This is a genomic window from Pedobacter sp. AC190, assembly GCF_979258025.1.
This window is the reverse complement of sequence record NZ_OZ409824.1, coordinates 3,597,660-3,611,221: the sequence shown is the minus strand read 5'-3', so window position 1 is coordinate 3,611,221 and position 13,562 is coordinate 3,597,660. Positions and strand designations below refer to the sequence as shown.

The 13,562-nt window shown below is 36.1% G+C and carries 10 protein-coding genes; 5 read left to right on the top strand and 5 right to left on the bottom strand.

All coding sequences use genetic code 11. From position 1 onward, the window contains the following. Positions 1-26: 26 nt before the first annotated feature. From ACZZZI_RS15890 to ACZZZI_RS15870, 5 genes are all read right to left on the bottom strand, one after another. Positions 27-1,211, bottom strand: coding sequence for an NRAMP family divalent metal transporter (locus ACZZZI_RS15890; protein ID WP_463489972.1), 1,185 nt, complete (start codon positions 1,209-1,211; stop codon positions 27-29). 8 nt (positions 1,212-1,219) lie between these two features. Continuing rightward, positions 1,220-1,975 carry a LamB/YcsF family protein gene (locus ACZZZI_RS15885; RefSeq protein WP_463489971.1) on the bottom strand — a complete coding sequence of 252 codons (756 nt, stop codon included), beginning with the start codon at positions 1,973-1,975 and terminating at the stop codon, positions 1,220-1,222. Then, a complete protein-coding gene (locus ACZZZI_RS15880; protein WP_463489970.1) occupies positions 1,975-2,970 on the bottom strand; it encodes a 5-oxoprolinase subunit C family protein in 996 nt (331 codons plus the stop codon). Before ACZZZI_RS15880 ends, ACZZZI_RS15885 begins: the two co-directional genes overlap by 1 nt. Continuing rightward, positions 2,967-3,698 carry a 5-oxoprolinase subunit PxpB gene (gene pxpB, locus ACZZZI_RS15875; RefSeq protein WP_344766003.1) on the bottom strand — a complete coding sequence of 244 codons (732 nt, stop codon included), beginning with the start codon at positions 3,696-3,698 and terminating at the stop codon, positions 2,967-2,969. The genes ACZZZI_RS15880 and pxpB overlap by 4 nt, the downstream gene beginning before the upstream one ends. A gap of 126 nt (positions 3,699-3,824) precedes the next feature. Next, a complete protein-coding gene (locus ACZZZI_RS15870) occupies positions 3,825-4,823 on the bottom strand; it encodes a LacI family DNA-binding transcriptional regulator (RefSeq protein WP_463489969.1) in 999 nt (332 codons plus the stop codon). 259 nt (positions 4,824-5,082) lie between these two features. On the opposite strand from ACZZZI_RS15870, the gene ACZZZI_RS15865 reads away from it, so the two are divergent. The 5 genes from ACZZZI_RS15865 to ACZZZI_RS15845 all read left to right on the top strand — a co-directional run bounded on the left by ACZZZI_RS15865 (position 5,083) and on the right by ACZZZI_RS15845 (position 13,554). Then, entirely contained in the window at positions 5,083-6,924 is a 1,842-nt protein-coding gene (locus tag ACZZZI_RS15865) for a glycoside hydrolase family 13 protein (protein ID WP_463489968.1), read from the top strand. An 8-nt stretch (positions 6,925-6,932) separates the two neighbouring features. Further along, positions 6,933-8,279, top strand: coding sequence for an MFS transporter (locus ACZZZI_RS15860; protein ID WP_463489967.1), 1,347 nt, complete (start codon positions 6,933-6,935; stop codon positions 8,277-8,279). Beyond that, entirely contained in the window at positions 8,276-9,460 is a 1,185-nt protein-coding gene (locus ACZZZI_RS15855; RefSeq protein WP_463489966.1) for a glucosidase family protein, read from the top strand. Before ACZZZI_RS15860 ends, ACZZZI_RS15855 begins: the two co-directional genes overlap by 4 nt. A gap of 12 nt (positions 9,461-9,472) precedes the next feature. Then, positions 9,473-10,402, top strand: a complete 930-nt coding sequence (locus ACZZZI_RS15850) for a carbohydrate kinase family protein (RefSeq protein WP_463489965.1) — start codon at positions 9,473-9,475, stop codon at positions 10,400-10,402. Between the two features lie 125 nt (positions 10,403-10,527). Beyond that, complete coding sequence (locus ACZZZI_RS15845) at positions 10,528-13,554, top strand: SusC/RagA family TonB-linked outer membrane protein (RefSeq protein WP_463489964.1); 3,027 nt, start codon at positions 10,528-10,530, stop codon at positions 13,552-13,554. Positions 13,555-13,562: the final 8 nt, after the last annotated feature.

Genomic DNA, 13,562 nt, shown 5'->3' with positions numbered 1-13,562 from the left:
ATTTGGTTTGAACCTAAAGTTAATTTTTATTTACCAGTAATCATCTGTACAATTGTGCCGTAACTCATCCATACCATGGTAATTACAACGGCCAAACCTGTTATGGTTAACAATAACGGTTGTTTATAATTCGAAACAATTTTAGAACGATACGCTGCAACAAGCATAATTCCTAAAGCAATTGGCAAAATAAACCCATTAATTGCCCCTACAGTTAATAATATAGAAACAGGTTTGCCAATAAGGATAAATATTATGCAGGAGATTGAAATAAAGGTTATAATTATTTCTCGGTTAAATTTCAATATCACAGGGTGAAAACTTTTAATAAATGAAACCGATGTATAAGCAGAACCCACAACTGATGAAATACCAGCAGCCCAAATAACAACTCCAAATATTTTATATCCAAATTCGCCACTTGCTAATTTAAAAACTGACGCCGCAGGATTTGATGGATCGAGCTTTACACCTGTGCTTACTACGCCTAAAGCGGCAATAAACAAGAGCAAGCGCATTAGTGACGCCAAACCAATAGCGCTTAGCGCACCCTTATTTACAGCACTCAGGTTTTCTATACCAGTTTGTCTGGCATCAAGTAAGCGATGTGCCCCTGAAAAGGTAATATAACCACCAACTGTTCCGCCTACGATTGTTAACACCGCGGTAAAGCTAAATTGCGTCGGATTTACAGCTCTTATTGCAGCTTCTGCTAACGGTGGTTCGCTTACCCAGGCAATAAACAGAGCAAGTAAAATCTTAATCAAACCCATGGTTTTTGCAAAAACGTCCATCGCTTTGCCTGCCTCTTTATAAATAAAAATGCCGATTGCAATAATGGCACTAATTATAGCGCCATGACTTACACTAATTCCGAAGAGTACATTTAAGCCAAGTCCAGCGCCCGCAATATTTCCGATATTAAATGCTAAACCACCTAAAAAAACTAAAAAAGATATAAAGTAACCCAAACCAGGGAATACCTGATTGGCAATATCTTGTGCAGGTTTATCGGCAACAGCAATAATCCTCCAGATATTTAACTGAGCTACAGCATCCAAAATAATCGAAAGTAGAATTACAAAGGCGAAACTTGCCCCCAGTTGTTCGGTAAAAACAGCCGTCTGCGTTAAAAAACCAGGACCAATAGCCGAAGAAGCCATTAAAAAAGCCGCACCTAAAAGAATACTCCAATTATATTTTTTCTTCATTTGATTAGTTATGGTGCTTTTACAGCAATTCCTTTCGATTTAAACGCTTCCCTTATTGTTTTAGCAAACTCTATAGCATGTTTACCATCGCCATGTAAACAAAGTGTTTCTGCATTTACTGCGATTATTTTGTTGTTCATTGAAACGACTTCTTGATGTTCAGCAAATCTTAAAACCTGTTGTACAGATTGTTTTTCGTCTTCAATCATTGCCCCGGGCTGCGTTCTTGGCGTTAATGATCCATCATCCTGGTAACTTCTATCGGCAAAAACTTCAGAAGCGGTAGCAAGTCCTGATCTTTCCGCTGCTTCAATCATCTTACTTCCAGCCAATCCATATAAAATTAGATTAGCATCAAAATCGTAAACCGCTTGTACAATGGCTTTAGCAAGCTCTATATCTTTTGCTGCCATGTTATAAAGTGCGCCGTGCGCTTTAACATGATGTAATTTTGCACCCACAGCCTTAACAAAACCATTTAAGGCTCCAATTTGATAAAGTGTGATCTGGTAAGCTTCCCTAGCAGATATTTTCATTTCCCGTCGTCCAAAACCTTGTAAATCCTGAAATCCAGGGTGTGCGCCAATAGCCAAACCTTTTTGCAAGGCCAGCGCTACAGTATCCTGCATAACCTGTGCATCGCCAGCATGAAAACCACAGGCTATATTTACTGATGAGATATAATCCATCAAAACGATATCATTGGGCATTGAATAATTTCCAAATGCCTCTCCCATGTCGCAGTTAATATCTATACTTTTCATCAGATTAAATATTTAAAATTTATAGAATCGGTAATTATTGATAATTCACTTTCCCGTTCAAAATACAAACGTTCAGCCTCATCTGCAGAAATTTCCGTAAAATTTATTACATCGCCTGGCTTTAATTGCGCACAAAGTGATAAATCTACATCTGCGATTCTGGCAATTCGAGGATATCCGCCAGTAGTTTGGCAGTCGGCCATTAAAATTATAAGTTCGCCACTTCCCGTAACCTGAATGATTCCTGGGCTTACGGCTGTGCTTAAAAGTTCTTTCTTTATTTTTCGTTTCAAAGATTTACCAACCAGCTGATACCCCATTCGATTACTTTTTATGCCAATAGTGTATGGATTAGACAAAAATGTGAGAATTGAATCTACATCAAACCATCCAAACTCATTTGCTGGAACAACTCTTATGGTTTTCAAATCCGCAGGGATTAATTCAGTTGTAGCAATGCTCCATCTGGTATATGAATAGCCTTTGCCTGATAGTTGTTTAAGAATCGTTTCGGCTACCGTATTTACTTCATTCTTATTTTCCAATACATCGCCCTTTTGTAAAACACGACCATTAAACCCGCCTAATTTTGCTGGCACATAAGTGCTTTTACTTCCCATTAAGTTTAATACATCCCATCCCCCCGAAATTGCTAAATAGGTACGAACACCATTTATATTAGGCGTTAACTTAATTACCGAACCTTCAGGAAAAAACAAGGGTCTATCATCTGGTACAATTTGTCCATTAAAATTCAGGTATGCTCCTTTTCCGCTATACGAAATCAAGATATCAGTTTCTGCTTTAAAACTTGCATCAGCGTATGTAAATTCAATAGTTGCGGCATTATCGTTGTTTCCAATGGCTCGATTAGCAATTCTATGAGCAAGACTATCCATTGCACCAGAAACTGGCACAGCTTGATCTAAAAAATTGTTTCTGCCTAAATCCTGAATGGTACTGAATATTCCTGGCTTAATGATACTGATCCTCATACTTCAACTAAATCATTAAACGCTTTGGCACTAATCGATTTAAATACAACCTGATCGCCTGCTTTTAAAAAAGATGGAATTTCTCTTGCGGCATCAAACATTTTAATTGGCGTTCGCCCTATAATTTGCCAACCGCCTGGCGTTTCCATTGGATAGATTCCAGTTTGCCCGCCTGCTATACCAACAGAACCTGGTGCAATTCTAGGATTCGGAAATTGCTTTCTTGGAGTAGATAATCTTTCATCCATCCCGCCTAAATAAGCAAAACCTGGCACAAAGCCAATCATAAATACCCTGTACTCAACAGCAGTATGCAATTGAATAACTTCTGCTTTGCTCAAATTATTGATATTAGCAACCTCCGAAATATCTGGACCAAATTGCTCATCATAACAAACTGGAATAATAACATGATCACTTAAAAAGGTGGCATCATTCTTTTCTTTTAGGCTAAGGAGATTTACATACGCAGATACTTTTTCGAAACAGGTTTCGCCCGAGAGTGCAGAAGCATTAACTAAAACTGGATCGTAAAAAATGCTTAAAGTACAATAGCCTGGAACAGTTGAATTTAGTCCCGAAAAGGGATTCCTTAGAATTACCTCGTTAAAAGCTGCTATTGTATCAGATAAATCCTTACTTATTGTATCTCCAAATTCTATTGTAACTGATTTTTCGCTTAAAGCGTAAATACGCATTGGAGAATCAGAAATAAAAGTTTTAGTCATATAAATTTGGAGGAAAATCTTATTAAAAATAAATTAATTAGCTGAAAAACAGTTACAAAATTTACATTTCTTAAAAATGATTATATAATACAACAATTGCAACCGTTTAACATTTTACCTTAACACTTAAAGCGAACCACCTTTTACAAGAATAGATTGATCGATTATGGTTTGCGCAAACGAACTTCCAGCTATACATTTCATCATTCTACTAAAAGCTAATTTACCCAACTTAAAGCCACTTGTTTCGGCATAAGTAATTTCTGGATAAAACAACTTAGGAATCATTCCATCGCTTATCGCAATTATACCAATATCCTCTGGCGTTTTAAGCCCTTTTCGTTGAATGGCTTTCATGGCTCCAGCTAAAGTTTCATCGCTCATGCAAAAAACTACAAAATCATTTTTCTTATAATTTAATAGCGCCTTTAAAGTCATACTTTCTGCTTCATCTGAACTTGTGGCGTGCACCGTTTCTAAATTTATGTCAGGATTTGCATTTAACAGCACTTCAGAGAATTTTGGTAACCTAACCTGGGTTATTGACATATTCTTATCGCCAAAAATGCCAAAAACACGCTTAACATCCTTCTTTAAAATTTCTAAAGCCGCTAAAGTTGCTGCGTGTGCATCATTAACACAAATTTTATTGCACGACTCATACGCAGGAACTTTATCAAAAAAAATGACAGGAATACCTTGCGTATCCAATTTAAGAAAAGGTTCTATTTCTTTGGTTTCTGATGTAATGGCAATAAATATTCCTGAAACTCTTTTATGCCTACAATTTTTCAAAATCTCCAGTTCGATCTTTGGGTCGTTAGATGAACGATAGATAATAATCGAATACCCATAAATCCTTGCATCTTCCTCAATCGAACTTATAAAGGAGTGATAAAAGAAATTCGAAAGACTCGGAACAACCACCGCAAACTCCTTGCTATTATGTGTTCTCAGGTTTACGGCATAAGGATTTGGGTCGTACTCTATAAGTTCGGCCAGCTCATTCACTTTCTTTTTTGTTTCAGCCGAAATATCTGGATGGTCTTTTAAAGCTCTGGAAACTGTTGATATACTTAGACTTAACTTTTCAGCAATTTTCTTTAATGTAGGATTTTGACGCATCTCTATTTATTTGGTTACTCAAATATAAGTTTTCCACAACAAACATTTCCGCAAATGTTTCCGCAAACGTTTGCGGTTAAATTTCTCTATTTTGCGGGGTTTCGAATCGCTTTTACTTTTATCTTCATATAATTATTAGAAACAAAAGGTAAGCCAGGCTTTAATTATTTAAGCCGTTTTCTTAATCTAGTAATCTAGCCAAATACCTAACTAAAACTAAACTTTAAATATGTTTCTAACCAAACTGATTAGAGTGATTATGAGTAAAATCGAAAGAAAAAAATACTCGCATTCGCCTATCTTTTTAACTAACGGTAAAACTTCCATATTTAGAAGACCGCAAGTTTCTAAGCATTTTAATCATGTTAAGGGTTTCTTATTGTTCACGCTTCTATTTATCGCTTCATTTGGCTATGCCCAAAAAGACAGCGATTTCAAAACAGTTAAAAATCGTACCTGGTGGAAGGAAGCTGTAGTGTATCAAATTTATCCTAGAAGTTTTAAAGATAGTGACGGCGACGGTGTTGGCGATTTAAAAGGAATTATATCTAAGCTCGATTATATTAAAAGTTTAGGGGTTGATGCTGTTTGGTTAAACCCAATCTTCTCTTCGCCTAACGATGATAATGGTTACGACATTAGTGACTATAGGAACATAATGAAGGAATTTGGTACCATGCAGGATTTTGACAAATTACTTGCAGGATTGCACGAAAGAAAAATTAAACTGGTTTTAGATATGGTTCTTAACCATAGCAGCGATGAACATGAATGGTTTAAACAATCAAAATCTTCTCGTACAAATTCTTACCGCGATTATTACCACTGGTGGCCAGCAGAAAAAGGAACGCCAACACCAAGATATAGTTTCTTCGATGTAAATAATGACGCCTGGAAATTCGATAAAACGACTAATGCATATTATTTACATTATTTCTCTCAAAAGCAACCCGATTTGAACTGGGAAAATGAAAAGCTTAGAAACGAGGTTTACGATATGATGAAGTTCTGGTTAGATAAAGGAATTGATGGATTGAGAATGGATGCCTTTCAATACGTTTCAAAAGATACTACCTGGCAAAAATATCCTGAAGGTTACGAAAAAAATATAATTAAATATTACGGTATGGGTCCAAACCTGCATACTTATTTAAAGGAAATGAATAAAACAGTTGTTAGCAAATATAATGTAATGACTGTTGCAGAAGGTGCAGGCAGTACGCTTGAAGATGCGCACTCGCTTGTAGATGAGGATAGAAATGAGTTAAATATGGCCTATCATTTTGAAGTGATGGATGTCGGGAACGATCCCAAAGGTTATAAACTTACTGATCTTAAGCGTGTTTTTACCAAATGGGAAACCTCATTTGCTGATAAAGGCTGGCTAGCTGTGTTTCTCGCCAACCATGATGTACCACGAATGGTGAGCAAATATGGCAACGATAATGAGCAGTTTAGAGCAGCTTCTTCTAAATTATTAACAACGTTAATTATGACCATGCGTGGTACACCATTTTACTTTAATGGCGATGAACTGGGCATGTCGAATATCAAATTCGATAAAATTGAAGATTATAAAGACATTGCCACCATAAATGCTTACAAAAACCATGTTGCCAAAGGCGAAAATGTTACAGCTTTTATGGAACAACAAAAATTCATATCGCGTGATAATACTCGAACACCTTTTCAATGGAATTCTTCAGAGAATGCAGGATTTACGACGGGCAAACCTTGGATAAAAATTAATCAGAATTACAAAGCAGTTAACGTAACAACTGAAGCGGTTGATCCAAATAGCGTTTTATCTTATTTTAAAAAGATAGTTGCCCTTCGTAAAAATAGCGCTGCTTTAATTTATGGCACTTATAAAGTTTATGATATAAACAACCCTGAAGTTTACTGTTATACACGTAGCGAAGGAAATGAGAAGGTGCTGGTTATCTTAAATTTTTCTACTAAAAAAATCAATTATAAAATTGATAAAAACATAAATACCAATGCTTCTAAACTGCTAATCAGTAATTATAATAAAGCAGCTATAACAGCAAACCGCATTAATTTACTGCCTTGGCAATCTGTAATTTATAAACTTAAATAACCTTAAATATGATTGTAGCTTCAGAAAAAAAGGTTGAAAGTTTTTCATCGGGAATTAAGTTAAATTTCGGATCTATTATAGCCATGAACTTCGGTTTCTTTGGCATCCAATATAGTTTTGGTTTACAGCAAACCAACATGACGCCGATATATTCTTACTTAGGCGCTAATGCAGATCAGATTCCATTGTTAAATCTTGCTGGCCCAATGACTGGATTAATTATTCAGCCTATTATCGGTGCAATGAGTGATAAAACCACCAGCAGATTTGGCAGACGAAGACCTTATTTTTTAATTGGAGCTATACTGTGCAGCATTTGTTTATTTGCCATGCCCTACAGCAGTTCTATTTGGATGGCGGCAAGCATACTTTGGATTCTAGATGCAGGCAATAACATTACAATGGAACCTTATCGGGCTTTTGTAAGCGATAAACTCCCATCAGAACAACATGCTCTCGGCTTTTTAACACAAAGTTTCTTTACTGGCCTGGGCATTACTTTAGCCAACTTAACGCCAGGTATTTTAATTGCTGCGGGCTTAATCAGTATTCACTCCAGAAGTGCAAACAATATTCCATATACCACTTATGCTGCTTTTTTTATCGGAGGAGTAGTTTCCATCGGCTCTATTATGTTCAGTTGTTTCACCACAAAAGAAACGCCTTTAACCGCAGAAGAAATTAAAAAGGTTAAAGCAATGCCTGGCGGAATCGGAAGCATTTTTAAAGATATTATCGAGGCCTTTAAAGTTATGCCACCAACAATGAAAAAGCTCGGCATTGTTTATCTTTTTAACTGGTATGGAATGTTTATCTATTGGCAATTCATTACCCTGTGTTTGGCCAAAACAATTTTTAACACCGTTGATCCCGCTTCTGATGGCTTTGCCTCGGCACAATTGCTAACAGGAACGGTTAATGGGGGTTACAATGTGATCACTTTTTTAGTTGCTTTTCCTTTGGCCTATTTCGCCAGGAAAATCACAGCACAAAGGGTCCATTTTTTAAGTCTGATATTAGGTGGTTTATGCCTGATTTCTTTACCAATGATAAACAACGAAGCTTTGCTCATTATTCCAATAATCGGATTGGGTATTGCATGGGCAAGTATGATGGGTACACCTTATGCCATGCTGGCTGGGAGCATTCCGAAAGCGCAAACTGGAATTTTTATGGGTATACTGAACATGTTTATCGTTATGCCGATGCTACTCGAAACCATAACTTTTAAATATATATACAAGTACCTTTTGGGCCATAACCCCGAAAATGCCATTTTATTTGCAGGTGCATTAATTGCTATTGGCGGAATAATGGTTTTATTCATCAAGAAAAAAAGCGTAGAACTAGGATGATCGATATAAATGCATATAACCTTTCTTTAAACCTTTTGCATGAGGCATCAACACCGTTTGGATTTGTTGCAGCTGTGCATGAACACGATAATTACAAACGTGTTTGGACTAGAGATGGAGTAATAACATCAATTGCCGCATTATTGAGTGACGATAAAAAATTAATAGAAACGGCTAAATCTACTATAGAAACACTTTTAAGCAATCAGCATTCGCTTGGTTTTATGCCTTCTAATGTTTCACCAACTGATCACACAGTAAGTTATGGCGGAACTTCAGGCCGAGCCGACAATCCATCTTGGGCTGTAATTGTTGTATGTGCTTATACAATTTTAACTGGCGATAAATCCCTTTGGGAAAAATATCAAAGGGAACTTAAAAAATGCTTTTCGGTAATGGATGCCTGGGAATTTAATGGCAAAAATTTAATCTATGTTCCACAAAGTGGAGATTGGGCTGATGAATATATACAACATGGTTATATACTTTTTGACCAGATACTAAGGGTTTGGGCATTACGTTTAGCTTCATCAATAACTACAAATAAACTTTGGACAGATCAGGCAGAAAAGATTGTAAAATCCATTCGACAAAATTATTGGAAAACAGAAGCTAATCAATCTACCTATGCACCAAACCTGCTTCATCAAATGGAAGATGCTTCGAACGAATTTTGGTTAATGGGATTTAATCCAGCAAGAATTTACAAATATTTTGATCTACAAGCCAACACATTCGCTTTACTATTAAATATTGGCGATCAGCACCAAAATGATAGCTTATTAAGTTGGATAAAAAACCTATATACCAAGAAAAAATTCATGCTCCCATCCTTCTATCCTACTATTAAAAATGAAGATGCAGATATGAATGAGCTTAAAAACAATTACGCCTATGCCTTTCGTAACCAACCAAATTACTTTCATAATGGTGGTTTATGGGCAGTTTGGAATGGCTGGTTGGTTTCCGCATTAAATCAATATGGAGAAGTGGTACTTGCAAAAGATTTAATAATAAATATACATACAGCAAATGCAAAGGCAGAATTATTCAATGAATGCTTACATGGTGAGGACAAAAACCCTTGTGGTGTACCAAATTGTACCTGGAGTGCTGCGGGAGCCATAATTGCCGAACAATCTATATTAAATAACTCCTTTGCAAAGCTTTTTAAATTTTAATTGGTGGAAAAGATGAATGAGACTATGAATGATCTATCGAAAAAAAAGGTGCTGGTAATTGGAGAGCTACTGGCAGATTTAATATCTGAAAAAGATATAGAATCATTGGCGTTTTCTTCTGGATTTGTAATGAGTCAAGGCGGAAGTTCTGCAAACTTATGTGCAAACTTAAAATGGATGAATATTGATGCCGAACTAATTGGCTCGGTTGGCGATGATGGTTTAGGGACCTATTTAATAAATGAGATAAAAGAAGTTGGATTATCGGATAAATATTTAACCCGACTTCCAAATTATCAAACAAGTTTGGTATTAGTTGGCAAGAGTAAGAACACTCCAGATTTTATCGCTTACAGAGGTGCAGACCTGCAGATAAAAAAAATTGAAGATAACCTCATTAATGAAGCTGAATTATTACACACCACAGCTTTTGCGTTGAGCAAGGACCCAGCAAAAAGCAATATTTTAAATGCTTTTTCGAAGGCTTACAAAATGGGTAAATATCTGTCGATTGATTGGAATTATGCCCCATCTATCTGGAATGAGGATAATGGAGTTAATGTTTTCAATCAAATTTGCAGATTTAAGCCTCTTATAAAAATAAGCTTAGATGATATTGAAAGATTTACGGGCAGAAAATTAACTATTGAAGAATCGATGCAGGAACTTAATCATATAGATGCACGAGTAATATGCCTTACTTGTGGAAAAGATGGTGTTTGGTTCAAAAAAGAAAATCAAGCCTGGTTTCATAAACTAGCCTTACCTGTTAACAAAGTAGTTAATGTTACAGGTGCTGGCGATGCATTTTGGGCGGGTTTTCTGGCACATTTTATAAACAAAAAATCTATCGAGGATTGTATTGAAAATGCGCTTACAACTGCTAGACAGAAAATAGAGAAATCTGAGCCATTATATAAGGGTAATTTGATTAACACGTAAAATAAATTGTATCTTAACTAATAACATCTAACCAGAAAAAACATGACAAAACACATCCCACCTTAAGATTAAACCTACAAAAACTTAAATAACCAAAATTTACTAACCAATTTAATAAATCAATTATGAACATTACTTTACCAAAAAGCAATTGGACTGTTTCGTCTTACAAACAGAAATTGCATTCTTTGGAGAAACTTATTATATTAAGTTTCTTAATGCTGTTCCTTAGTACAGCGGCATTCGCTCAAACTGTAGTAAAGGGTATCGTTTACGATAGCGATAAATCACCTATTCCGGGAGCAACGATTCAGGTAGCTGGCACAAATACCAGAACACAATCAGACATTGAAGGAAAGTTTTCAATTTCAGTTCCTTCACCTACGTCAAAATTAATTTTCAGCTTCGTGGGTATGGAAACCCAAACCGTAAGTGTTAATAACCAAACCACTTTGAATGTTACCTTACTTTCATCAAATAACCTTGATGCTGTAGTAGTTGTGGGTTACGGCTCGGTTAAGAAAAGTGACTTAACTGGGGCTGCTACAACTGTTTCGGCTAAAGATTTTAACAAAGGCCCTCTCAACGCACCTGATCAATTAATTCAGGGTAAAGTTGCTGGTGTGCAAATGATTAACAATAGCGGTCAGCCTGGTGGCGCATCTACAGTAAGAATCAGGGGTAACTCAGCCATTACAGGTACAGGACAACCACTTTATGTAGTTGATGGAGTTGCACTTGATGGTAGATCTGCAAGACCTTCTACCAGTGCAGGTATTGGTACTGCTCCAGATGGCAATCCATTAAACTTTATCAATCCAGCTGATATCGAATCGATGGAGATTTTAAAAGATGCATCTGCAACAGCAATTTATGGTTCTCGAGCTGCTTACGGTGTAGTTTTAATCACCACCAAACGCGGTAAATCTGGCGATACGAAAATAGATATTAGTGCATCTGCAGGTGTTGGAAGCATTTCAAAAAAGGTTGATGTTTTATCAGGAGATGAATATCGTGCAGCTTTAGCTAAATATAATTTAGCAAATGGAAACTTCGGCACAAGTGTTGACGCTTTAGATGAAGTTCTTCGTACCGCTTACAATCAAAACTATTCTGTAGGTATAAGTGGTGGTTCAAATGGAAATACTTTCCGTGCATCTTTAGGCTATCAAGATCAGCAAGGTATCATTAAATCTACTGATTTTAAAAAATACAGCGCAGGTTTTAACGGTAATTTTAAGTTCTTAGAAAGCAAAAAATTAGGCCTTGATATTAATATGATTAGTAATCAATACTTAGAAAGTATTGCACCAATTACAACCGACGCAGGTTTTACAGGAAGTTTAATTAGCCAGGCATTATCTTGGAACCCAACTCAATCATTTTATAACCCAGATGGTAGTTTGTTTATCGATTATGGCTCTACAACAATTAATCCTCTTGCTGCATTAGCCGCAAATAGCGATAAGGCTAAAGTATCAACCATTTTAGGAAGTGTATCTCCATACTATAAAATAACACCTTGGTTAGAATACCGAATGCTTGCAAGTGTTAATTACAGTAATGGTAACAGAAGGGCATCAACAAGAAGCTTCTTGAACTTACAAGGAATTCAGCCAGATGGTAATTTCTTAGGTGGTTATGCAAGTTATTCTAACACCGAATTAATTACTCAACAATTTACCAATACCTTAAACTTTAACAAAGAGATTGCAACAAAATTAAATTTAAACGCAATTGTTGGTTACGAATATTCGAATTTCATTAACAAGGGAACCATTAATACAGCAACAGGTTTTGGCGATATTGCATCAGATTATACCGATTCTTTTCAAACTACTGCGCCTGCTAACCGTACTTTCTCTGCTTTTAATAACCCAACAACAGAGTTGCAATCCTATTTCGCAAGAGCAATTTTTAACTACGATAGTAAATATATTTTAACCGCAACATTCAGAGCGGATGGATCGACCAAATTTGGTAAAACAAATCGTTATGGTTACTTCCCTTCGTTTGCAGCAGCGTGGGATATTAAGAAAGAAGCTTTTATGAAAGATGCTGCCTGGATTGACCAACTAAAATTAAGAGTGGGCTATGGTAAAACTGGTAACCAGGATTTCCCTTCTGGATCTGCACAACAACGATATGATTATGGCAATGCCAATGGTGCACCAACTTTAGTAGCGATTAACAACGCAAATCCAAACCTAAAATGGCAGTCGGATAAACAAACCAACGTTGGAGTTGATTTCGGATTTTTAGGCAATAAACTAACAGGATCAGTTGATTATTTCAACAAAGAAACCAACGATTTGTTATTCCCTCAAATTTCATTTGTACCTGCAGTTGGTGGAAATGTTCCTACTTGGGTGAATTTACCAGGCCAAATTATCAATAAAGGTGTTGAGTTAAGTTTAAGTGCAAATGTAATCGAAAAAGACAATATGTCATGGAATGTAAGTGGTAACGCTACATTTATCAAAAATAAAGTTCAAAACATTAACGGCATCATCAAAACTGGTTCATTAAACGGACAAGGTTTAAGTGGAGTGACAACAGAAGTTATTCAAAATGGATTACCGCTTTTTGCAATGGTTACCAGACAGTATAACGGTTTAGATGCAAATGGTTTCTCTTTATATACTGATGATGGTTTTACTAACTACTACGTAGGTAATCCGAATCCAAAAGTAATTATGGGTTTCAGTACTAATTTCAGATATAAAAAATTCTCCTTAACAGCAAACTTAAACGGTGCTTTCGGACAGAGCATTTACAACAATACAGCAAACTCAGTATTGGCAATTTCAAATTTAGGTACACGTAATGTTTCTTCAGCTTTAGTAAGTTTACCAGTTCAAGAATCTCTGGCAAATCCTATTGCTGCATCTTCTAGGTACATTGAAAAAGGAGATTATGTAAAATTGGCGAATGCTACAATTAACTATAACATTGGTAATGTTGGTAAAGCAATCAAATCTTTGAATATCTATGTTAACGGACAAAATTTATTTGTAATAACAAACTACACAGGTTTTGATCCAGAGGTTAATGTAAATAAGAGTGTAAGTGGCGTACCATCTGCAGGTATAGATTACACCGCTTATCCAACTGCTAGAACTTTCAATTTCGGAGTTAATTTTTCTCTTTAATTTAATTC